Below are 21,695 nucleotides of genomic sequence, written 5' to 3'. Positions count from 1 at the left end.
GACGATCATCCTTTCTTCACGGCAGCCGTTGAAAAACGGCGTATCGGCAGCAAGCTGAGAATAAACAGGACAAGGGCGGCCACCACGATAGAGGGGCCAGAGGGCGTATCATAGGTCAGTGACCCGAACAGGCCGCCAACCACGGCAACCGCACCGATGACCGACGCCAGAACCGCCATGATTTCCGGTGTCATGGAAAACCGCCGGGCGGTTGCAGCCGGAATGATCAGCAACGCCGTAATCAACAGAATACCGACGACTTTCATGGCGATAGCAATCACCACGGCCATCAGCAGCATGAAGATCAGCCTGGCCCGCGCTGGTTTCAAGCCTTCCGCCTCAGCGACATCCTCATTGACGGTGGCCGCCAGCAAGGGCCTCCACAACAGGCAAAGGCACAGGATGACGCCGAGCCCGCCAATCCAGACGGTGGCGATATCCTGCGGCGTCACGGCCAGAATATCCCCGAATAGATAGGCCATCAAATCGACCCGCACCCAGGTCATGAAGGCAACCAAAACAAGGCCGATGGCCAGCGTCGCGTGGCTGAGAATACCCAGCAGCGCATCGGCGGAAAGCCCGCGCCGGTTCTGCAACAGCAACAGCAGCAGCGAGACAATTGCCGCGACCAGAAACACGCTGAGCGTCAGATTGACGGAAAACAGCAGCGACAGCGCCACGCCGAGCAACGAGGAATGTGCCATCGTATCGCCGAAATAAGCCATGCGCCGCCAGATCACGAAGCAGCCAAGCGGCCCAACCGTGAGCGCCAGCCCGACTCCTGCCAGCAGAGCCCGAACGAAGAAATCATCCATCATGACGGTCACCCCTTCCCGAAGTCACCGATGGCCCCTCGCCGTGGTGATGATGATCGTGATGGTTCTCTTCAACCTCAAGCGCGTCATCGTGATGATGATTATGGTGCTCCTCACTCCGGCCATGATGATGGCCCTTCTCACCCATGCCATGATGATGGCCGTCATCAGGATGGCAGTGATCAGTCACCGATCCATCCAGATGCTGGACCCGGCCATCCGGCAGATGCGTATGATCATGGCGATGATTGTAGACGGCAAGCGTGCGCGCCGCAGCAGCCCCGAACAGCCGCTGATATTCCGGGCTTTGGCTAACGACATCCGGCGTGCCACGGCAGCAGACATGGCCATTCAGGCACACAACGATATCAGTCTCGGCCATCACCATATGCAGATCGTGTGAAATCAACAGCACGCCGCAACCGGTCTTGCGCCTGATATCGGCGATCAATTCGTAAAGGGCGATTTCACCGGCAAAATCCACACCCTGCACCGGCTCATCCAGCACCAGCAGGTCCGGCTTGCGGGCCAGAGCACGCGCCAGCAGCGCCCGCTGGAATTCGCCACCGGACAAATGCTGAACTTCGGCGCGCAGCAGATGGGAAATGCCGACGGCCTCCAAAGCAGCCTCGATCTCCGCCCTCGAAAGCTTGACGGTCAGGGTCATCAGCCGGTCTACAGTGAGCGGCATGGTCCAGTCGATGCTCAGTTTTTGCGGCACATAACCAACCGTAAACGCCCGCTCACGCAACACCTCACCCTCGTCGGGCTTCAGCACGCCTAGCGCCATTTTCGCTGTTGTCGATTTGCCCGATCCGTTTGGGCCGATCAGGGTGACAAGCTCCCCTTTGCGGATCGAAAGCTCGACACCGCGCACCAGCCAGCGCCCGCCGCGCCTGATGCCGGCATTGCGCAATGTCACCAATGGCTTTTCACCCAGCACCTTCAACACGGATACCGAAACTCCACAGATTGAGTGTTGCAACCGGCTATGACACACGTTATAGCGTTACGCAATCAATGTAATAACATTACATGTCCCATACAAGGAACTGTCCTTGCTTTCGCATATATAAATTGGAGACCGCCTTGCCTGTGAAGACAATGCCCCTGCTCAGCCTTATCCCCATGCTTCTGCTCGCGCCCGGCATAGCCGTCGCCGCCCCTGATGTGGTTGCTTCGATCAAACCGGTCAATTCCATCGTCGCCGCGATCATGAAAGGAGCTGGCACGCCGCATCTTCTGGTCGAAGGTGCCGGTTCCCCGCATGATTACAGCTTGAAGCCTTCCAAGGCCAAGGCACTGCAACAGGCCGACCTGATATTCTGGGTCGGGCCGGGGCTGGAAACCTTTCTCGACAAGCCGCTGGATGCGCTGGCAGGCAAGGCCAAAGTGGTGGCGCTGGCCGAGGCCAAGGGCGTGGAACTGCTGCCCCTGCGCGAGGGTGGTCCTTTCGAGGCCCATGACGATGGCGATGCGCACGAAGCCGGGCATGGACATGACCACGACAAAGGCCACGGGCATGACCATGAAGACGAGCATGGCATCAATGACATGCATATCTGGCTCGACCCTGACAATGCCAAGGCGATGGCCGCAACCATCGCCGAAGCCTTGAGCAGCGCGGACAAGGCCAATGCTCCGCTTTATGCCGAAAATCTTGTTCAGTTCCAGGCGCAGGTCGATGCCATGGACAAGCAGATTGCCACCATGCTGGCCCCGGTCAAGGACAAGCCTTTCATCGTCTTCCATGACGCCTATCAATATTTCGAGCACCGCTACCATGTTACGGTTGCCGGCTCCGTCACCGTCAGCCCGGAAAAGGCTCCCGGCGCTGAACGTGTGGCCGCCATTCACGCCAAGGTCAAATCGCTGGACGCGGCTTGCATTTTTGCCGAGCCGCAATTTGCGCCGAAACTGATCAAGGTGGTGTCTGAAGGCAGCAATGCCCGTACCGGCACGCTTGACCCGCTTGGCACGGGAATAGCTGATGGCCCTGACCTCTATCCCGCCCTGATGACGGATCTCGCAACCGCCATGACCACCTGCCTGAAGGGCTGACAGACGCAACAACCAAAAGGCGAGCGCCTCTGCTCGCCTTTTTCAGAACCATCAATGTAATGTTATTACATTAAGGAGTTGAAGATGGACAACAAGCTTCCCGTGACTGTGCTGTCCGGCTTTCTCGGTGCCGGTAAAACCACGGTTCTCAATCATATTCTTGGCAACCGGGCCGGGCTGAAGGTCGCGGTCATCGTCAATGACATGAGCGAGGTGAATATCGATGCCGCCCTGGTGCGTGATGGCGGTGCCAATCTATCGCGCACCGACGAGCAATTGGTGGAAATGAGCAATGGCTGCATCTGCTGCACGCTGCGCGAAGACCTGCTGACGGAAGTGCGGCAATTGGCTGATTCCGGCCGGTTCGACTATCTGCTGATCGAGGCGACCGGCATTGCCGAACCGCTGCCGATTGCCAGCACGTTCGAATTTCGTGACGAAGACGGCAACAGCCTCTCCGACATCGCCCGGCTGGATACGATGGTTACGGTGGTCGATGCCGCCAACCTGTTGCGCGATTACAGTTCCAGCGATTTCCTCTCCGACCGGGGCGAAACCGCAGGTGAAGACGATAACCGCACGCTCGTTGACCTTCTGGTCGAGCAGATCGAGTTTGCCGATGTCGTGGTGCTCAACAAGGCCGAAACTGCCGGCCCTGCCCGGCTGGATGCTGCCCGCAAGATCATTGTCGGCCTCAACCCGGATGCGCGGATTATCGAGACCGATTTTGGCCAGATCGAACCGAAGGACGTGCTGGGCACCGGGCGGTTCGATCTTGGCCGGGCGGAGACCCATCCGCTGTGGTTCAAGGAATTGCACGGCTTCAAGGACCATGTGCCTGAGACAGAAGAATATGGCATTCGAAGCTTTGTCTACCGCGCCCGCCGCCCATTCGATCCGCTGAAATTCCAGGATTTCATTGATAGCGACTGGCCGGGCGTGATCCGCGCCAAGGGGTTTTTCTGGCTGGCAACCCGGCCCCATCATGTCGGAGAACTGAGCCAGGCCGGACCGCTGGTGCGCACCGGGCGCATGGGCCTGTGGTGGGCCTCCGTACCCAAGCAGCAATGGCCGCAGGACAAGGGTTTCCTCAATGCCATGAAACCCTATCTCGACCCGATCTGGGGTGATCGACGCCAGGAACTTGTGTTTATCGGTGCTGACCCCATGGATGAGGCCGAAATCCGCGCTCGGCTGGACGCCTGTCTGGTGCCTGCGGATCGCTTCACCCCCGGTGTCTGGCGCGATATGCGCGACCCATTCCCCAACTGGGCAGCGCCGCAATTTGCGGAGGCTTGAACCTGCTTTGGTTTAAATAAAATACCGCATCTTGAGTGGCAGAAGCGCCGCACCGATGACTGCGGCATCTCCCTTCACTTCGCTGAGCACCAGTCGGGCCTCTTTTGGCCCGACGCCGTAACGGTGAACCCGCTGCGAGGGCATCGGGCATCTTTCGATCATCATCGCGCCCAGCGCTGGCGGCAATTGACCGCCGAAAACGATGGTCTGCGGATCTATCACAGCGATCAAAACCGCCACCAGCCGTTCGACCTGTGGCATGGTTGCCTCCAGCCAAGCCTCCACACCTGGCCAACCTGGGTCGAATGTCCGGTAAAGAGTATCGACGGAATCAATCTCGATGCCGTGGTCTTGAAGGCTCCGAAGCAAATATTGCAATGCTGGACGTCGAGGTGCCTCGGTCGGGTCGTAAATCCCGGATAATTCGGCGGCATTGCCATGGAATCCGTAGAACGGCTGGCCGTTGAGGATCAGCCCGCCACCGAAGCCATAGTTGAACGACAGATAGGCAAAGGTCTGGCACCATCGCCCCACACCTTGCAAGCTTTCGCCGATAGCGCCCGTGGTCGCGTTGTTCTCCTGCCAGACGGGAAGCTGAAACGTCTGTTCAAGGACCGGGCGAAGATCCATCAACGACCAGTCCTGCAAGGGCTCCGGCGCATTGAATATCCGGTCATCCGCAACAGAAAAGCCCGACATGGCAAATCCCAGCCCAAGCAGCCGTTCGCGCGGCAGATTATGAGCCTCAAGCATCTCGTCCAAGGTCCGTGACAAGGCAGCAAGGGTTGCCTCGCGGCTAAGCGGCAGGAGATTGAGTTTCTTCTGGGCAGTGACACCGCAGCTGAAATCCGCGAGGCAGATAATCGCCGAATCGGTGTTGATCGATATGCCCAGCGACGCCACAGATTCCACCGCAAGCTCGATGGTCGGGCTTGGCTGGCCTCGCGTACCCTTCAGCGGCGCGCCGGTGCGCAGCAAACCGCGCTCGATCAGCCCCTCGATCAACCGATGCACCGATTGCTGGGTCAGGTTGGTATGGGCGGTGATGACTGATCGGGCAATTGGTCCGTGACGGCGAACGATGTCCAGAATCAGGCGTTCGTTCTCGCTGGCAAGCGGGTTTCTGTCAAAGCGAGAGGGCTGTTTGGCTTGGGTCGTCATGGTTGAATATCTATCCGGCGTCTCGCGGTCAGGCAATCGCAACTCGACCGCGAGCACAAATTTCCAGACTTGTCACAAATATTACACCCAAAGTGTATTATTAACCCTGCAATTGATCCAGCTCTGATGGAGACCTCCAATGCAGATGAAATTCCTGGCCATCGCGGCCCTGACGCTCGCCGCTTCCGTCGCTCCGTGTTTGAGCGCCGAAACCAATATGAAAAACCTGGATTTCGATCTCTCCAATGTCACAAGAGAGAATTTCTACGACATCGTCGTTCCCGCCGCCAAAGCCGAGGGAACGGTGACAATGTATAATTACGCCGGTGGTTTCGGAGAGACATGGAAGAAACTGACCAGCATGTTCGAGGCCAAATACGGCATTAAGGTCATCTATAGCGACGTCAACGGCGATCAGGCTGACCAGCAATTGATCGCCGTCCAGGCATCGGGGCACGACGCACCGGTCGATGCCTTTTTTGACGGCGGCGGCAGCTATCCGTTGTTGTCATCCAAGGGTGTGGTCGGAAAGATCCCGCTGACGACCCTTCTGCCCAACATGGCGACCTATGATCCGATTCTGGCTCAAACATTGTTCGGACGCCAACATGGCGGGGCTTATCCGCTCGTCCATCTCAACCAGACTGCGATCGGCTACGATAGTGCCTTCGTCAAGCCTGCCGACGTTCCCAAGAGTTTCGATGAACTTCTGGCCTGGGCCGAGAGCCATCCGAAGCGCCTCGGCGTCACCTTGCCCGCCAAGGGCGGATCGGGCGGTGGTTTCATCTACTCCGTCGCGCTCAATTACCTGACCGGCGATTGCCGCAAGACCCTGACCGACTACAGCCAGACCCGCCAGCAGGCCGAGGACTGGGCAATGTCATCCGAATGCCTGACGCCTGTCTGGGACTATTACCGTCGCCTGCTGAAGGCTGCGGAACTGACCAATGGCAATGCCGATACGCTGAACCTGATCAACAACCAGCAGCTCTATATGGGGACGGTCTGGGAAGATCAGGTGATGAGCTTTCTCGGCAACAAGCAATTGCCCGAAACCTTCCGCCTGACGCTGCTGGAAAAGGGACAGGTCGGCTCCGGTGACGCGATGTTCGTCCCCGCCAATGCCAAGCATGTCGCCGCTGCCCTGCTGCTGATCGATATGGCGATGAGCAAGGAATTCCAGACCTTCAAGCTGGAAACCAAGGCATCGCGCTCACCGCGCACCGATATCACCAACGATCTGATCCCGGCTGCTCTACAGGATCATGTCCTGCCGAAAAGTGTCTACCCTCGTCTGTCGGTGCCTGCCTTCTGGGACATGTCGACCGCCCTTGCCGAAGCGCTCGATGAAAAAGTCCTGAACCAGTAATGCTGGAAAAGCCTGATACACGACGAACAGGGGCAAAGACATGAGTGAGCTCGACATCAACAATATCACCAAGGATTTCGGGTCAGCTCGCGTCCTCCATCCGGTTTCACTTGCCGTCGAAAAGGGCGAATTCGTCACCATTCTCGGTCCCTCCGGCTGCGGAAAATCGACGCTGCTGCGCATTCTGATGGGCATCAGCGAGGCGTCCGGCGGCGAAATCCGGCTGGCGGGCAAGCGGATTGATGGACTTGCGCCCGAAGCGCGCGATATCGCCATGGTGTTCCAATCTTATGCGCTGTTTCCGCATATGTCGGTCGCCAAGAACCTCGGCTTCGGCCTGAAGATGAAGAATGTGCCGAAAGACGAGCGGGCGCGGCGCATCGCTCATGTGCTGGAGATCTGCAATCTCAGCGCCCTGGTGGATCGCATGCCCCGGCAATTGTCCGGCGGTCAGCAGCAGCGCGTGGCGCTGGCCCGCGCGATCGTCATGCAGCCCAGACTTTTGCTGTTTGACGAGCCGCTCTCCAATCTCGATGCCAAGCTGCGTGACAGCCTTCGCCACGAGCTGGTCGAACTGCATCGCCGCATCGGCGCGACAAGCCTTTACGTCACCCACGACCAGGCCGAGGCCATGGCGATGTCCGACCGGATCGTGGTGATGAATGGCGGTCAGGTTGTCGAAATCGGCACGCCGCTGGAGCTGTACCGGGCGCCGAAAGCGGCCTTTACCGCCAGCTTCCTCGGCCAGACCAATCTCCTCTCCGTCAAGGCCTCCGGCATGGATGCATTGCTGCCCTGGGGCCAGAACGTGGTGCTGGACCGTCCCGCCGTCGGTCCTATGCAGATTTCGGTCCGCCCGGAAAATATCGGCATCGAGCGCGACGAGAGCGGATCGGCAACCGTCACCTCTGTTTCATTCATGGGTGCCAATATCCTCTACACCGCCGATATCGGTGCTGTCGGGATCAAGATCAGCCAGTCGGGTGGCGGCACACCGATAGAAGCCGGCAGCCGGGTCCCGCTGACTTTCCACGATGCCGTGCATCTGCTCGAAGACCAGCCGTCGATGGAGGCCGCCTGATGCCATTGCTGCTTCGCCGCCGCTCAATCCAACTCTTGCTATTGCTCCTGCCGGGGGTCGGCTACCTGCTGTTCTTCTTCGGCCTGCCGCTGTTATCGGCGCTGGTCGGCAGCTTCCGGCTGGAAGATGGCAGCTTTACGCTAAGCTGGTATCAGCGGATCTTCACCCGGCCCTCCATGCTGCGCGGCTTGTCCACCTCAATCTATTACGGCGTCATGCCGGTTTTCGTCTCGCTGGCGCTGTCTGTGCCGCTGGCGCTTCTGCTGCGCAAAAGCTTTCTTGGGCGCAAACTGTTCGGCGGGCTTTACAAGCTGCCGATGGCCGTTCCGAGTATCATCGTCGGTCTGATGATCATCGTCGTCTTCGAGCGTGGCGGCTTTTTTGACCGCCTGCTGGCACCACTCGGCTTTACCCTGCCAAAACTGGTCCGTGACGATCTAGGCGCTGGTGTCATCATGGCCAGTTCCTGGAAGCAGATCCCATTCATGACTCTGATCATCACCAGCGCCTTTGCCGCCATTCCCGAGGATATCCGCTTTGCCGCCCGCACGCTTGGAGCATCCCGGCTTCGGACATTCTTGACTGTGGACGTGCCGCTTGCCATGCCGGGCATTACCGCCGCCATTCTCCTGACCTTCATCGGCTCGATGGGCTCCTATGCCATTCCCGATATCGTCGGCCCACCGACGGCGCGGCCACTCTCTGTCCTGATGGTGCAGGAGTTCAAACAGGGACGGTTCGAGCAGGTCTATGCGATGGGCATGGTGCTCAGCCTGTTCGCGGTCGTCGTTCTCCTGACCTATTATGCCCTGACCAGCCGGATCGGCGCTGGCAATGCGCGGGGAAATGCGTGATGGCTGTTCTTGAGCTCGCCCCGCCTGCCACAGCAAAGCGCCGCATGTTCCGCCCCGAAGACCGCCTGCTGGTTTCCATCGGCCTGTTCGCCACACTTGCCCTGGCCATCGCCCTGCCGCTTGCCCTGATGTTTGTCTGGAGCATTGCCGATGGCTGGCAGCCGCCGCATGTGCTGCCGCAAGTCTATACGGCCAGCCGCTGGACGAGCGTGCTCAGCGATCAAGGCCTGATCCAGGCCATGGCCACCAGCCTTGCCATCGCCTTCACGGTCACGTTCGCAACGGCAATCATTGCCTTGCCGACGGCCTGGGCCATGGCCCGTTTTCCCTTCCGGCTGAAACGGCTGGTGGAGATCTTCATTCTCGCGCCGGTCATCATTCCCGGCCTGGTGGTCGCGGTCGGCATCGGCCAGGTGTTCCTGGCACTGGGCCTTGCCTATTCGGTGGCTGGCGTCATCATCGTCCAGATCGTCGGCACACTGCCGTTAATGATCCGGCTGATGACCGCAACGCTTGAGACCATTCCTGACGAATTGATCCATGCGGCCCGCTCGCTCGGTGCCGGAACAGTTGGCATTGTCGCGCATATCATCCTGCCGCTGGCCGTACCCGGGTTGCTGGCGGGCGGGTTGATGTCGTTCATCGGCAGTTTCGAGGAATTCGACAAATCCTTCATCGTCGGCGCGCCTGTGGTCCAGACCCTGCCGATCAAGCTTTACATGTATCTCGACCCCTATTCGATGCAGCTGCCGCTGGCCGCCATCGTTTCCTTCATCCTGCTTTTGCCAGCCCTCATCGTCTTCATCATCGCCGGTCGCATCCTGCGCGACGACCTGATGGCGGCAGGCATGGGCAAGATCTGATTTTTCCCAAACCGTAACAGCCGAAAGTCCAACCCATGCCTGTCCAGACGTTCACGCTTGCGCACCAATCACTGGCCACCCGTCCCTGCTCGATTGCCGAAATGGCGTCGCGCACCAATCCCACCATTCTGACCATCGCCCATCGTGGCCTGTGGAAGAGCACGGCGGAAAACTCGCTGGCCTCGATCCGGGAAGCGATTGCCCAGGGGGTGGATATGGTCGAAATCGACACCCAGGCCAGCGCCGATGGTCATCTCGTGGTTATTCACGATGCGACCTTGGACAGAACAACGACCGGCAGCGGCACGGTCAGTGAATTGCCGTTCAATGTCATCCGTCAAGCAAAGCTGCGCAGCGGCGCGGGCGGCCCGGAGGCTGATATAACGGAGGAATGCGTTCCGACACTTGAGGAAATTCTCGAGGAAGTCCGTGGTCGTATTACCGTCAATATCGACACGAAATTCACCCGTGATCTGCCGCAAGTGATGGAAACGGTGCTGCGGATGAACATTGCCGATCAGGTTCTGGTCAAGACCGACATCGATCTCGACGCGGACCATTTCAATATTGTCGATGCCGACTGGTTCGGGAAGATTCCGCATATGCCGATGTTTCCCGTACGTCAGGGCCGGTTTACCGAAGACCTGCGCCGCATCGAGAGCCTCAAGGCGCCGATGATCGAAGTAAAATTCACGGATATCGCCGATATCGCCCATGCACGGGCCGAGTTGGAGCGCCAAAACATCCGCGTCTGGATCAACACGCTCGACGTCTCGCATTGCCTTGACTTCAACGACACCCGCGCCCTGGTCGATGCGGACGGTGTCTGGACCGTACTAGCAAATGCAGGCGTCGGCGCCATCCAGACCGACGAGGTCGAAGCATTCAAGGCTTGGCTGAACGCCAGACAGGCGTAAGCATAAACGGAAACGCCGTGCATCCCTTCGGATGCACGGCGTTTATTAGCGAGTAGCCTTGATCGATAATTACTTGGCAGTCATGCCCGGCAAGGTCACGCGGAACACCTGGAACATGGTATCAACCTCAGCGCCGCCTTCAGCCTTGTAGGCAGCACCGACCTGATAGCCATCCTGGGTCAGGAAGTCGTTGTCATTGGCGACGAACAGGAAATAATCGTCTGGGGCCGACGGATCGAGCGCCGGGGCGACCGACATGGCTTCCCACTTTTCAGAGAGATTATTCTTGTCGTTCGGCGCGCCATTGTGCAGGCCGAAACGGGCGAGATCCTTGTCGTCGTTCATGTCGATAAAGGGCGTGACCGCCGCAACCTTGACGGACGCATCCACCACGCCCTTCGGGGCAACCGGTTTTGCATCGTCAAACTCGCCATTGGCAATGTCGGTGGCAGCAGACAGATCAACCAGATCGATCTTGCGGTAAACCGATGTATCGCCCTTCATGCTCTGGCCATTATTGCTGTCACGCGCCAGCATCAGGAACGTCTTGTCCGACAGCGCCAGAATTTCGCTCTGGGCGGCAACCGCAACCTTGCCCTTGTTATCGAAGGTCGGCAGCGGCACGACATATTCATGCACCAGCTTCAGATGATCCATATCGGCGGCATCATAAACCAGAGCGCGGGTATTCATGCGGGTGGAGCTGCTATCACCGCCATCCTGGCGGGTTGCCGATTGCAGCAGCGCAATCAGGAACTTACCATCCGGTGTCAGCGACATGCCTTCCAGGCCCTGGTTGTTCTGGCGACCGCTATCTGGGTCTTTCGGGTCTGGCTTCTTGCCGCCTTCGCCAACATTGTTGGACGAGAAGTTCAGCTCACCCTTGCGCATCGGCAGCAGAGCCTTTGGCGGCTGGGTGGCTGAGAGCAATTTGCCCGCAGCCGAGAAGTGATAGATATAGGGACCATATTCGTCGCTGATCATCATCGAGCCGTCCTTCAACAGAACGACGGCTTCCGGATCGAGCGAGATCTTGCCCGTGGTCGCTTGCGGCAAGGCTGGCAATGTCTTGGTCGCGGCGCGAATGCCGGATTCAGGATCAAGACCGGTCAGGCTCTTGCCCTCGCCGTCCGTCAGCAGGATCGTATCGGCAAGCTTTGCGTCAACACCCTTCTGCTGCTGGTCAGCCGGCGCAGTGGTCCCAGCTGGTGTCGGCGCGAGGGTGAAATCAATTCTGTTGATCCGGGTATTATAATCCGTCGTGCCTTCGACATTGTATCCACGATCCGGCAGGAGCCAGAGTGAACCGGAATAGCTCTCGCCCTGTTTTTTCCACTGGGTCAGATCCATTGCCATGCCGGAGCCGGAACCGAAGGTTTCCTTGAACTTGTCGCGCGCATTGGCTGGGATGCGGCCAATGGCGACCAGACCCTTGTTGGCGATCGTTACCCCGTTGGCGCTGACCGTTCCTTCCGCCAGAGTCATTCCCGCCGAAGAAACCACGAATGTTGCGGCCAGAAGCATTGCCTTGCGTGAAAATATCATCGTCCCGATCCTTTGCATCAATCGGGGCAGCCCTCAGCCTTTGATGGTGAGGCGGCATTTGTGTGCCGCATCACTGCTCCCCCATCAGGGCCATTAGAAGCTTCCCGTGACAGGATCGTGACAGGCATGTGCGGGCAAACGAGCATTTCGCCGAGGGCCTACGCTCCCGCTTTTCCACCTGCGACATCCGCCACCGGTGCCACGGCAATCGCGCCAGTTGCCGGTTTCCATTCCGGCATGACCAATCCACCGGAAATCAGCAGCTTGGCGCCCTCTTCCGGCGTCATGTCCAGCAGTTTCAGGCGGCTGCGCGGCACAAACATCAGAAAACCTGCCGTTGGCACCGGGGTGGGTGGCATGAAGACAGCGATCATCTCCTCGCCCTCCTCATTCAGCCGGGCAGCGATTTCGCCGGTCACTTCGGTGGCGACAAACACCATGGCCCAGGTGCCGGGAGCGGGGAACTCGATCAGCCCGACCTTTTTGAAGGAGCTGGATTGTTCCTTCAGCACCGTTTCAAAAATCTGCTTCAGGCTTTTGTAAAGGGTGCGAACCAGCGGCATTCGGTTGAGGATCGACTCCCCGAAATTGACGATGGAGCGCCCGACGAGATTGCGCCCCAGAAAGCCGATCATGGTGATGCCGACCACCGCAATCACCAGGCCGGTGCCGGGAATGGCGATATTGAAGTAATATTCCGGATTGTAGCGCTGCGGAATATAGGGCGTCACCCAGCTGTCGGCCCAATCGATGAAGGTGAAGGTCAGCCAGACGGTGATTGCCAAAGGCGCACAGATAATCATGCCGGTCAGGAAATTGGTCCTTAGCCGGCTGGCAAAAGAAATTCGTTCTGGTTTATCCGACATATGATCCGATTTTTCATGAAATGGCCTGCTTCGCCGCATAGACGCACAGCGAAGCAGTATGGCCAAACTGTGCGGCACCTTGCCCGCCAAGACAAGGTGCACCGCAAAAAAATCGATCACTCAACCGTGACGGATTTCGCCAGATTGCGCGGCTGATCGACATCCGTCCCCATAAACACCGCCGTATGATAGGCGAGCAACTGGATCGGCAATGAAAACACCATGGGCGCAATGATTTCCGCGACATCGGGCAGAACGATGGTCGCCATGGTTTCCAGCCTGGAGGATGCAGCGCCCTTCTCATCAGTGATGAAAATAATCCTGCCGCCGCGCGCCGCCACCTCCTGCATGTTCGAGACGGTCTTTTCAAAGAACCGGTCATGCGGAGCGATGACGATAACAGGCATGTTTTCATCGATCAGCGCAATCGGACCATGCTTCAGTTCACCGGCAGCATAGCCCTCGGCATGGATATAGGAAATTTCCTTGAGCTTCAGCGCCCCTTCCAAGGCCAGAGGATAGCTGGTGCCGCGACCGAGATAGAGCACGTCCTTGAATTTCGACAGGTCCCGCGACAGGCTTTCCATCTGCGGCTGGATCAGGTTGACCACCCGGCTCATGATGCGCGGCAGTTCGGATAGATGCCGCACCATCTCTTTTTCTTCTTGGTTGCCGATCAGGCCCCGCGCCTTACCGGCGGCAATCGCCAGCGACGCCATGACGGCGAGCTGGCAGGTGAAGGCCTTGGTGGAGGCAACGCCGATCTCCGGCCCGGCCAAAATTGGAAAGACAGCATCGGCCTCGCGGGCAATGGTCGATTCCTGCACATTGACGACCGCGCCGATTTTCAGCCCCGCTTCCTTGCAATAGCGCAGCGAGGCCAGCGTATCGGCGGTTTCGCCCGATTGCGAAATGAACAGCGCCGCCTGATCCGGCGACAGCGGCATCTCCCGGTAGCGAAATTCAGATGCGACGTCGATTTCAACAGGCAGGCGCGCATAGCGCTCAAACCAGTATTTACCGATCAGGCCTGCCAGATAGGCCGTCCCGCAGGCCGAAATCGCCAGCCCCCGCAGCCGGGCAAAATCCAGGCCGATCACGTCGCTTTTCACCGTATGGCCGGCCAGATCGACATAATGCGCCAGCGCGTGAGAGATCACCTCCGGCTGTTCATAGATTTCCTTCTCCATGAAATGGCGATGATTGCCCTTATCGACCAGATAGGCGCTGCCCTGGGAGGTCTGCTTGATACGCTTGACCGGCTTGCCAGCGAAATCCATGATCTGGGCGGTGCGATGGCCGATCACAGCGAAATCCCCATCGACCAGATAGGTGATCTGGTTGGTGAAAGGCGACAGGGCAATGGCGTCGGAGCCCAGGAACATTTCGCCTTTGCCATGGCCAATCGCCAGCGGCGGGCCGAAACGAGCGGCGAAAAGCTGGGTCGGATCATCGGCAAACATCACCACCAGTGCATAGGCGCCGGTAATCCGGTTCAGCATCGCCAGCATCGCAGCCTTATGATCCAATCCCTGACGGCGGAGACGGGCAAGAAGCTGGGCGACGACTTCCGTATCTGTCTGGCTGGTGAAACTCGCACCATCGGCAACAAGCTCGTCGCGCAGCTCAGAGAAATTTTCAATGATGCCGTTGTGAACGACCGCGACACCTTCGACGAAATGCGGATGAGCATTGGCCTCATTTGGCACGCCATGCGTCGCCCAGCGGGTATGGGCAATGCCGATCGTGCCTGGAAGCGGCTGCTGCGCCAATTTGGTTTCCAGATTGAACAGCTTGCCCTCGGCGCGGCGGCGATCCATCACACCATGATCGAGCGTCGCGACACCTGCCGAATCATACCCTCGATATTCCAGCCGCTTCAGGGCGTCTACCAAGCGTTCCGAAACTGGCCGGTCACCGACAATTCCGACAATACCGCACATGCAATTCTCCTTCTCGCGCTCACGCGAGGCCAGTCCTACCAATTCCGGAGGATTTCTCAATTCCAGGGATGGTCAATTTGGATATCGTGACGTTACGAAAATATCCGTGATCAGGAACCGGATTTTTTCATGGCCTTAGAGCATTTCCGCGCTTCGTTGAATCGCTACAACGCTCTATGTCTTTTGTTTTACGCATTTCCGGGCGGAAAACCGCTTCACACTTTTCCTGAGAATGCTTTGAAGGCAAGATTCCGCTCCCGAATAACTTTTGCCCGCTCCGGTTTGATTTCCTGGCGCGCCCGGCCAAGCGCCAGCGCGTCGGCGGGTACATCATCCGTAATCACGCTGCCTGAGGCGATCAGCGCGCCATCGCCAATCGTCACTGGGGCAACCAGGGCGCTGTTGGAGCCGATAAAGGCATGGGCGCCAATCCGGGTCACGTGCTTGTTCACCCCATCGTAATTGCAGGTGATGGTGCCTGCCCCGATGTTGGTTTCCGCGCCAATAAAGGCATCGCCGATATAGGTGAGATGATTGATCTTGGCGCCAGCGCCAATCTCAGCCTTTTTCACCTCACAGAAATTGCCGACCTTGGAGCCCTCGCCCAAATTGGCGCCGGGCCGCAGCCGCGCAAACGGGCCGACGGTCGCACCAGACGCCACATGCGCACCTTCCAGATGCGAGAAGGCATGGATCACAGCGCCGCTTTCCACAGTCACGCCGGGCCCGAACACCACATTCGGCTCGATCAGCACATCCTGGCCCAACACCGTATCATAGGCCAGAAACACGGTTTCCGGGGCGATCATCGAGACGCCAGATAGCATAATCTCGTGACGCCGGCGCTCCTGCCAGAGCTTTTCAATCACCGCCAGTTCGGCGCGATTGTTGCAGCCGGCAAGCTCGGCTTCCGGCGCATCGACGGCAACCGCCTTGCCGCCCAAAGACCTGATGATTTCGACCAGATCGGTCAGGTAATATTCACCCTTGGCATTGGCATTGCCGATCCGCCCCAGAAGGTCCAACGCCTTCGCGCCATTGATGGCCATCAGGCCACTATTGCACCAGGTCACCTTGCGCTCTTCGTCGCTGGCATCCTTTTCTTCGCGGATGGCAACCAATTCACCATCCTCGACCAGAAGACGGCCATAGCCGGTTGGCTTTTCGGTATGAAACCCGATCACCGCGATGTCATTGCCGTCAGCCAAAGCCGCACGCGCCGCCAGCAGCGGACCTGGCGTAATCAGCGGCGCATCGCCATAGGCCACCAGAATATCATCATAGCCTTGGGCCAGCGCCTCGCGCGCTGTCAAAACGGCATGACCGGTGCCAAGCCGCTCGGTTTGCTCGAAGGGGGTGACGGACAGGCCTTCGATGCTGGCGGCTTTTGTCACCTTATCGGCATCGCGCCCGACGACCAGCGCCACATCGGTAATATCGCTGGCGGCAATCGTCTGCATCACATGAGCAATCATCGGCAGGCCCGCCACCGGATGCAGCACCTTGGACATCCCGGATTTCATCCGCGTGCTATCGCCTGCGGCGAGAATGACGGCAAGACAGGTGCGGCTCATCAGGTATCTCCAGCCAATATAGGGTCCAGCATGCACGGCAAGACGACCGGCGAACGCTGTTTACCAGCTTGAATGAAAACTACAAATGGAGAAATATCAGCCGTCTTCGCTACCGGTCGACGGATGGATGGAACGATAGGCCGCCAGCAGCTCTTCAATAGAGATCCCATCGATGGTGGCTCCAATCATCCGGCAGCCGACGATTTGCAGACCGGAGAGATTGGCGTTCTGAATTTGCGCGCCAGACAGGTTCACATCATTGACCCGCAGACCCGAGAGATTGGCTTTATCGATCTGCCAGCCGGACAAATCGCCGTCGGCGAAGCGGGCACCGGAGACGTTGACCTGCTGAAAATGGCAGCCCGATAGATTGGCATCCAGAAATTCCGACCCAGACAGATCGCAATCCTTCACATCCAACCGCTCCGTCACGCCATGAAGCTGCATGTCTTGATATCCTTGTTCGCAAAAAAGCCGCCCGGCCTTGACCGAGCGGCTCAATTTAACTGGATCGGACCGTCAGGCCAAGATCACTTCGGCAGCTTGTCGTCCACGCCTTCGACGTAGAAGTTCATGCCGAGCAGCGTCTTGTCATCAGCCTTTTCGCCAGCCTTCAGCCAAGCCGTGCCGTCCTGCTTGTTCACAGGACCGGTGAAGGGATGCAGTTCGCCAGACTTGATCTTGGCTTCGGTGTCTTCGGCCAGCTTCTTCACATCGTCAGGCATGTTGGTGTAGGGCGCCATGGTCAGGATGCCGTCCTTCAGGCCGTCAAAGCTCTGTTCGGATGTCCATTTGCCGTCCAGCAGGGCCTGGGTGCGCTTGATGTAATAAGCGCCCCAGGTGTCCTTGATAGCGGTGAGCTGGGAGGTTGGGCCGGCAGCGATCATGTCGGAGGCCTGGCCGAACGCCTTGATGCCGCGCTCCTGAGCGATCTGCATCGGGGCGGTGGTGTCGGTGTGCTGGGTCAGGATGTCGACGCCCTGGTCCAGCAGCGCCTTGGCGGCATCGGCTTCCTTGCCGGGGTCGAACCAGGTATTGACCCAGATGACCTTCATCTTGAAATTCGGATTGACGGATTTGGCACCCTGCTCAAAGGCGTTGATGCCCATGACAACTTCAGGGATCGGGAAGGAGGCGATGTAACCGGCCTCACCCTTCTTCGACATTTTGCCGGCAATCACGCCGGAAATATAGCGGCCTTCGTAAAAGCGCGAATTGTAGGTCGCAACATTTTCAGCCGATTTGAAGCCGGTTGCGTGCTCGAATTTCACCTTCGGGAATTTCTTGGCGACCTTGACGGTGGCATCCATGAAACCGAAGGAGGTGGTGAAGATCAGTTTGCAGTCTTCGCGGGCCAGACGCTCGATAGCGCGTTCGGCATCTGGGCCTTCCGGCACGTTTTCAAGGAAAGGCGTGTCGATCTTGTCGCCAAAATGCTTCTGCAATTCCTGACGGCCCAGCTCATGAGCCTGCGTCCAACCGCCATCGGTCTTGCTGCCAACGTAAACGAAGCAGATCTTGGTCTTGTCGGCGGCGCTGGTGCTACCGGCAACGGAAAGCATCGTGGCGACGGAGGCCGCAAATGCGAGTGCGAGTTTTTTCATAGTTTCCCCTGATTGCATGAGAGTGAAGATGATGGGTCAGCGATCCGGAACGAAAGGCTTTCCCAGAGAAGCAGGTGTATTGATCAGCGTTGTGCGCCGATTATGCGAAATCGCGATCAAAACGACAATGGTTGCAGCATAAGGAAGTGCTGATAAAAATTGCGATGGCAATCCGATGCCGAAAGCCTGCGCATGCAGCTGGCCGATGGTGACGGCCCCGAACAGATAGCCACCCGCCAGCACCCGCCCCGGCCGCCAGGACGCAAACACCACCAGCGCCAGCGCGATCCAGCCGCGCCCGGCCGACATGTTTTCCACCCATTGCGGCGTATAGACCAGCGACAATTGCGCCCCGGCCAGACCGGAACAGGCACCGCCGAACATCACCGCAAGATAGCGGGTGCGGATGACTTTCAGCCCCAATGTATGCGCAGACGCGGGACTATCGCCCACCGCACGCAGCATCAGCCCGGCCCGGCTTTTGAACAGAAACCAGTGGACGCCGATAACGAGGACAATCGCCAGATAGAAGATCAGATCCTGCCGAAACAGCAGAGAGCCGATGACGGGAATATCCGACAGCAGCGGAAATTCGATGGCCTGAAGCTTGACGCCGGGCTTGCCGACGAAGCTCTCGCCCAACTGACCGGACACGCCAAGCCCCAGTATGGTCAGCGCGAGGCCAGTCGCCACCTGGTTGGTGACCAGCGTCAGCGTCAGAAATCCAAATAGCAGCGAAAATACTGCCCCGGCGACAATGCCCGCCACCACGCCCAGAAGCGGTGACCCGGTGGAATAGGCGCATGCGAAGGCGGCGACCGCGCCCATGACCATCATGCCTTCGACGCCAAGATTGAGCACACCAGCGCGCTCGGTGACAAGCTCGCCAAGAGCGGCGATAACCAGCGGCGTCGAGGCAGTGATAACCGTCAGGAGAATGGCTTCGAGGATCATTTCGCACCCTCTGCCACGGACGAGCGGGTTTTGGAGAACACCAGCCGGATTTTATAATAAATCAACGGGTCACAGGAGAGCACGAAAAACAGCAACAGCCCCTGAAACACCCGCGCCACCTTGTCCGAAACGCCGATCGCCAGCTGCGCGCCCTCGCCGCCCAGATAGGTCAGCGCCAGAACCAAACCGGCAATAATGATACCGAGCGGATTGAGCCTGCCCAAGAAGGCGACAATGATCGCCGTAAAACCGTAGCCCGGCGAAATCGACGGCTGCAAGTGATTGATCGACCCAGAAACCTCCGAAATCCCGGCAAGACCGGCCAGCGCGCCGGAAAACAGCATGGAAAACCACACCATGCCCCTGGAGGAAAACCCGGCAAACCGCCCTGCCCGCTCCGATTGGCCAAGAACGACGATTTCAAAGCCCTTCAGCGTGTAACGCATCATCAACCAGACGCCGACAGCCGCAACCAGGGCAAAGACAAAGCCCCAATGGGCGCGTCCTGATTCTTCCCAGATGGCAGGCAGAATGCCTTCCGTGACGAATTCGCGGGTCTGGGGAAAATTGAAGCCTTGCGGGTCGCGCCAGGGGCCGCGCACCAGATAATCCAGAATGAACTGAGCGATATAGACCAGCATCAGGCTGGTGAGAATTTCATTGGTGTTGAAGCGGGTTTTCAGCAGTGCCGGGATGGCGGCGTAAAGCGCACCGCCAACCATGCCCATTACCATCATCAGCGGCAAAAGCAACGGCGATTGCCATTCGTAAAAGATCACCGGAATGATCGATCCACAAATCGCCCCAACCGTGAACTGGCCTTCCGCGCCAATATTCCAGTTGTTGGAGCGATAACAGACCGAAAGGCCCACGGCGATCAGGATCAGCGGCGCCGCCTTGATCGCCAGTTCATGCAGCGACCAGACCTCGGTGAGCGGCGCGATGAAGAAGCTGTAAAGCGCAAAGAACGGGTCCTTGCCCAGCGCTGCAAACATCAACCCGCCAAAGAACAGGGTCAAAGCCAGCGCCAGAAGGGGCGAAATCAGCGTAAACAGTCCGGACGCGCGGGTGCGTTTTTCCAGTTCAATGCGCATCGGCGCTCTCCAGACCATGCAAGCCGCCCATAAGCAACCCGATCTTCTCGCGGTTCATCACGCCGCTTGGATAGACTTTCGACAGCCTGCCTTCCGAAATCGCCGCAATCGACGTCGAGACTTCGAAAATCTCGTCCAGATCCTGGCTGATGATCACCACAGCCGAGCCTTGCGCCGCAAGATCGATCAGAGCCTGGCGAATACGGCTGGCCGCACCCGCATCCACACCCCAGGTTGGCTGGTTGACGACCAGCACCGCCGGTTTGCGGTCCAGCTCACGCCCGACAATGAATTTTTGCAGGTTGCCGCCCGAAAGCGATCCGGCGGAAGGGTCCTCGCCACTCTTGCGCACATCCATCGCCTCGCAAATCTGCCGGGTGGACGACTTGATGGCACTGTGGCGGATCAACCCGAACAGGCCGAAAACATAGCGACCACGATCCGAGCCATGCCGCGCCAACAGCAGATTGTCCGACAGCGAAAGCCCGGTAACGGCCGCATGACCATGGCGCTCTTCCGGCACGAAACCCGCGCCGATCAATCGACGCCGGTTGATACCAAAGCGCCCGACCGGCTGGCCGCAGAGCTGGATGGCCTGATGGTCACGCACAGTATATTCGCCCGACAGCACATCGAACAATTCGCTCTGGCCATTGCCAGCCACGCCCGCCAATCCCAGGATTTCACCGGCACGCACATTCAGCGACACATCCTTCAGCGCCATGGAAAACGGCGTGCGTGCATCGACGCTGAGATTGCTGATGGTGAGCAGGTCCGCACCAACAGGAGCCGCGATATCCGGCGTCACACCAATGACATCCGCGCCCACCATCATTCGTGCCAGCGTGGACGGGGTTTCCTGGCGTGGATCGCAGGTGCCTGTCACCTTGCCGTGGCGCAGAACCGTGGCACGATCGCAAATGCGCTGCACCTCTTCCAACCGGTGGCTGATATAGAGCACCGAACGCCCTTCGGCCCGCAGCTTTTCAAGCGTTTCAAACAGCTTATCGGCCTCCTGCGGGGTCAGCACCGAGGTCGGCTCATCGAGAATGATCAGTTTCGGATTTTGCAACAATGCCCGGACGATTTCGATCCGCTGACGCTCGCCCACCGACAGATCCGCGACATGGGCCGAAGGATCGAGCGGCAAACCGTAAGACAACGATAACGTCCGCGCCTGTTCGGAGATTTCGCCAATCGACACCGAGCTATCCAGGGACAAGGCGATGTTCTCAGCCACGGTTAGCGCTTCAAACAGCGAAAAATGCTGGAAGACCATACCGATGCCAAGGCGGCGGGCCTCCGCTGGAGAAGCGACCTCGACGGCACCTTGGTGATCCCAATGGATCTCGCCAGCGCTTGGCGTCAACACACCAAACAGCATTTTGACCAATGTGGATTTGCCCGCACCGTTTTCACCCAGCAGGGCATGGATTTCGCCGGGAAGAATGTCGAGATCGATGCCATCGCAGGCGGCAAATGTGCCGAATCGCTTCGTCAGGCTGCGAACCGAAAGCAGCGGAGATGGCGCTACTTCTTTGCTATGCGACACTCGACCCCCTTGCTCCGCCTCGGTCGGGACGAACATCCACAACAAGGAGACGAAACGGATACCTAAACCATTTCAACACCTTCACGCCATAGACTAGCGTGAAGAACAGATTGCTGAATGTATTGATACCGGTTTTATTGCCG

At 58.6% G+C, this 21,695-nt stretch carries 19 protein-coding genes; 7 read left to right on the top strand and 12 right to left on the bottom strand.

The genetic code is table 11. From position 1 onward, the window contains the following. Window positions 1-5: 5 nt before the first annotated feature. Both znuB and G6L01_RS06480 read right to left on the bottom strand, forming a co-directional pair. Complete coding sequence (znuB, locus tag G6L01_RS06485; RefSeq protein ID WP_070164670.1) at window positions 6-818, bottom strand: zinc ABC transporter permease subunit ZnuB; 813 nt, start codon at window positions 816-818, stop codon at window positions 6-8. Beyond that, entirely contained in the window at window positions 808-1,767 is a 960-nt protein-coding gene (locus tag G6L01_RS06480; RefSeq protein WP_337692691.1) for an ATP-binding cassette domain-containing protein, read from the bottom strand. The genes znuB and G6L01_RS06480 overlap by 11 nt, the downstream gene beginning before the upstream one ends. Window positions 1,768-1,943: 176 nt before the next feature. Between G6L01_RS06480 and znuA the strand changes: the two genes are divergently transcribed. Together znuA and zigA are read left to right on the top strand one after the other, a co-directional pair. Next, window positions 1,944-2,876 (top strand): zinc ABC transporter substrate-binding protein ZnuA, encoded by a 933-nt coding sequence (gene znuA, locus G6L01_RS06475; protein ID WP_139190317.1) that lies wholly within the window; start codon window positions 1,944-1,946, stop codon window positions 2,874-2,876. 84 nt (window positions 2,877-2,960) lie between these two features. Beyond that, window positions 2,961-4,175: a zinc metallochaperone GTPase ZigA gene (zigA, locus tag G6L01_RS06470; protein ID WP_070164668.1), complete on the top strand. Its 1,215-nt coding sequence runs from the start codon at window positions 2,961-2,963 to the stop codon at window positions 4,173-4,175. Between the two features lie 12 nt (window positions 4,176-4,187). Here zigA and G6L01_RS06465 read toward each other — a convergent pair whose 3' ends face one another. Beyond that, window positions 4,188-5,336, bottom strand: coding sequence for an ROK family transcriptional regulator (locus G6L01_RS06465; RefSeq protein WP_070164667.1), 1,149 nt, complete (start codon window positions 5,334-5,336; stop codon window positions 4,188-4,190). A gap of 139 nt (window positions 5,337-5,475) precedes the next feature. Between G6L01_RS06465 and G6L01_RS06460 the strand changes: the two genes are divergently transcribed. Genes G6L01_RS06460 through G6L01_RS06440 form a run of 5 tightly spaced genes read left to right on the top strand, consistent with a single transcriptional unit; the run spans window position 5,476 to window position 10,420 of the window. After that, window positions 5,476-6,705, top strand: coding sequence for an extracellular solute-binding protein (locus G6L01_RS06460; protein ID WP_070164666.1), 1,230 nt, complete (start codon window positions 5,476-5,478; stop codon window positions 6,703-6,705). Window positions 6,706-6,745: 40 nt separating this feature from the next. After that, entirely contained in the window at window positions 6,746-7,786 is a 1,041-nt protein-coding gene (locus G6L01_RS06455) for an ABC transporter ATP-binding protein (RefSeq protein WP_174089199.1), read from the top strand. Beyond that, the gene (locus G6L01_RS06450) at window positions 7,786-8,640 is read left to right on the top strand and encodes an ABC transporter permease (RefSeq protein WP_070164664.1); all 855 of its coding nucleotides are present in this window, start codon (window positions 7,786-7,788) and stop codon (window positions 8,638-8,640) included. Before G6L01_RS06455 ends, G6L01_RS06450 begins: the two co-directional genes overlap by 1 nt. Next, the gene (locus tag G6L01_RS06445) at window positions 8,640-9,503 is read left to right on the top strand and encodes an ABC transporter permease (protein ID WP_070164663.1); all 864 of its coding nucleotides are present in this window, start codon (window positions 8,640-8,642) and stop codon (window positions 9,501-9,503) included. Before G6L01_RS06450 ends, G6L01_RS06445 begins: the two co-directional genes overlap by 1 nt. A 35-nt stretch (window positions 9,504-9,538) precedes the next feature. Next, complete coding sequence (locus tag G6L01_RS06440; protein ID WP_070164662.1) at window positions 9,539-10,420, top strand: glycerophosphodiester phosphodiesterase family protein; 882 nt, start codon at window positions 9,539-9,541, stop codon at window positions 10,418-10,420. Between the two features lie 69 nt (window positions 10,421-10,489). Here G6L01_RS06440 and G6L01_RS06435 read toward each other — a convergent pair whose 3' ends face one another. The 9 genes from G6L01_RS06435 to G6L01_RS06395 all read right to left on the bottom strand — a co-directional run bounded on the left by G6L01_RS06435 (window position 10,490) and on the right by G6L01_RS06395 (window position 21,588). Further along, entirely contained in the window at window positions 10,490-11,965 is a 1,476-nt protein-coding gene (locus G6L01_RS06435; protein ID WP_420359830.1) for an esterase-like activity of phytase family protein, read from the bottom strand. Between the two features lie 158 nt (window positions 11,966-12,123). Next, complete coding sequence (locus G6L01_RS06430; RefSeq protein ID WP_070165113.1) at window positions 12,124-12,831, bottom strand: DUF502 domain-containing protein; 708 nt, start codon at window positions 12,829-12,831, stop codon at window positions 12,124-12,126. A 116-nt stretch (window positions 12,832-12,947) separates the two neighbouring features. After that, window positions 12,948-14,774 carry a glutamine--fructose-6-phosphate transaminase (isomerizing) gene (gene glmS, locus G6L01_RS06425; RefSeq protein WP_070164660.1) on the bottom strand — a complete coding sequence of 609 codons (1,827 nt, stop codon included), beginning with the start codon at window positions 14,772-14,774 and terminating at the stop codon, window positions 12,948-12,950. Window positions 14,775-14,989: 215 nt separating this feature from the next. Further along, entirely contained in the window at window positions 14,990-16,348 is a 1,359-nt protein-coding gene (gene glmU / locus G6L01_RS06420; protein ID WP_071206366.1) for a bifunctional UDP-N-acetylglucosamine diphosphorylase/glucosamine-1-phosphate N-acetyltransferase GlmU, read from the bottom strand. A 96-nt stretch (window positions 16,349-16,444) separates the two neighbouring features. Beyond that, on the bottom strand, window positions 16,445-16,795 hold the full coding sequence (locus G6L01_RS06415) for a pentapeptide repeat-containing protein (RefSeq protein WP_070164658.1): 351 nt from the start codon (window positions 16,793-16,795) through the stop codon (window positions 16,445-16,447). A gap of 83 nt (window positions 16,796-16,878) precedes the next feature. Next, window positions 16,879-17,952 (bottom strand): BMP family ABC transporter substrate-binding protein, encoded by a 1,074-nt coding sequence (locus G6L01_RS06410; RefSeq protein ID WP_070164657.1) that lies wholly within the window; start codon window positions 17,950-17,952, stop codon window positions 16,879-16,881. A 36-nt stretch (window positions 17,953-17,988) separates the two neighbouring features. Continuing rightward, on the bottom strand, window positions 17,989-18,906 hold the full coding sequence (locus G6L01_RS06405) for an ABC transporter permease (protein ID WP_070164656.1): 918 nt from the start codon (window positions 18,904-18,906) through the stop codon (window positions 17,989-17,991). Next, window positions 18,903-20,000: an ABC transporter permease gene (locus G6L01_RS06400; RefSeq protein ID WP_070164655.1), complete on the bottom strand. Its 1,098-nt coding sequence runs from the start codon at window positions 19,998-20,000 to the stop codon at window positions 18,903-18,905. The genes G6L01_RS06405 and G6L01_RS06400 overlap by 4 nt, the downstream gene beginning before the upstream one ends. Continuing rightward, a complete protein-coding gene (locus G6L01_RS06395) occupies window positions 19,990-21,588 on the bottom strand; it encodes an ABC transporter ATP-binding protein (RefSeq protein ID WP_070164654.1) in 1,599 nt (532 codons plus the stop codon). The genes G6L01_RS06400 and G6L01_RS06395 overlap by 11 nt, the downstream gene beginning before the upstream one ends. Window positions 21,589-21,695 lie beyond the last annotated feature (107 nt).

Origin of the sequence: Agrobacterium vitis, assembly GCF_013337045.2 — a bacterium.
Taxonomy (GTDB): domain Bacteria; phylum Pseudomonadota; class Alphaproteobacteria; order Rhizobiales; family Rhizobiaceae; genus Allorhizobium; species Allorhizobium vitis_B.
This window is presented reverse-complemented; position numbering and strand designations above follow the sequence as displayed.

What these genes read in the sequence shown, in the direction of transcription:
- zigA (WP_070164668.1), top strand. Translation starts at nt 2,961, where the DNA reads ATGGACAACAAGCTTCCCGTGACTGTGCTGTCCGGCTTTCTCGGTGCC.
- znuB (WP_070164670.1), bottom strand. Translation starts at nt 818, where the DNA reads ATGATGGATGATTTCTTCGTTCGGGCTCTGCTGGCAGGAGTCGGGCTG.
- glmU (WP_071206366.1), bottom strand. Translation starts at nt 16,348, where the DNA reads ATGAGCCGCACCTGTCTTGCCGTCATTCTCGCCGCAGGCGATAGCACG.
- G6L01_RS06455 (WP_174089199.1), top strand. Translation starts at nt 6,746, where the DNA reads ATGAGTGAGCTCGACATCAACAATATCACCAAGGATTTCGGGTCAGCT.
- G6L01_RS06400 (WP_070164655.1), bottom strand. Translation starts at nt 20,000, where the DNA reads ATGCGCATTGAACTGGAAAAACGCACCCGCGCGTCCGGACTGTTTACG.
- G6L01_RS06460 (WP_070164666.1), top strand. Translation starts at nt 5,476, where the DNA reads ATGCAGATGAAATTCCTGGCCATCGCGGCCCTGACGCTCGCCGCTTCC.
- glmS (WP_070164660.1), bottom strand. Translation starts at nt 14,774, where the DNA reads ATGTGCGGTATTGTCGGAATTGTCGGTGACCGGCCAGTTTCGGAACGC.
- G6L01_RS06430 (WP_070165113.1), bottom strand. Translation starts at nt 12,831, where the DNA reads ATGTCGGATAAACCAGAACGAATTTCTTTTGCCAGCCGGCTAAGGACC.
- G6L01_RS06445 (WP_070164663.1), top strand. Translation starts at nt 8,640, where the DNA reads ATGGCTGTTCTTGAGCTCGCCCCGCCTGCCACAGCAAAGCGCCGCATG.
- G6L01_RS06440 (WP_070164662.1), top strand. Translation starts at nt 9,539, where the DNA reads ATGCCTGTCCAGACGTTCACGCTTGCGCACCAATCACTGGCCACCCGT.
- G6L01_RS06395 (WP_070164654.1), bottom strand. Translation starts at nt 21,588, where the DNA reads ATGTTCGTCCCGACCGAGGCGGAGCAAGGGGGTCGAGTGTCGCATAGC.
- G6L01_RS06410 (WP_070164657.1), bottom strand. Translation starts at nt 17,952, where the DNA reads ATGAAAAAACTCGCACTCGCATTTGCGGCCTCCGTCGCCACGATGCTT.
- G6L01_RS06405 (WP_070164656.1), bottom strand. Translation starts at nt 18,906, where the DNA reads ATGATCCTCGAAGCCATTCTCCTGACGGTTATCACTGCCTCGACGCCG.
- G6L01_RS06450 (WP_070164664.1), top strand. Translation starts at nt 7,786, where the DNA reads ATGCCATTGCTGCTTCGCCGCCGCTCAATCCAACTCTTGCTATTGCTC.
- G6L01_RS06415 (WP_070164658.1), bottom strand. Translation starts at nt 16,795, where the DNA reads ATGCAGCTTCATGGCGTGACGGAGCGGTTGGATGTGAAGGATTGCGAT.
- znuA (WP_139190317.1), top strand. Translation starts at nt 1,944, where the DNA reads ATGCTTCTGCTCGCGCCCGGCATAGCCGTCGCCGCCCCTGATGTGGTT.
- G6L01_RS06435 (WP_420359830.1), bottom strand. Translation starts at nt 11,965, where the DNA reads ATGATATTTTCACGCAAGGCAATGCTTCTGGCCGCAACATTCGTGGTT.
- G6L01_RS06465 (WP_070164667.1), bottom strand. Translation starts at nt 5,336, where the DNA reads ATGACGACCCAAGCCAAACAGCCCTCTCGCTTTGACAGAAACCCGCTT.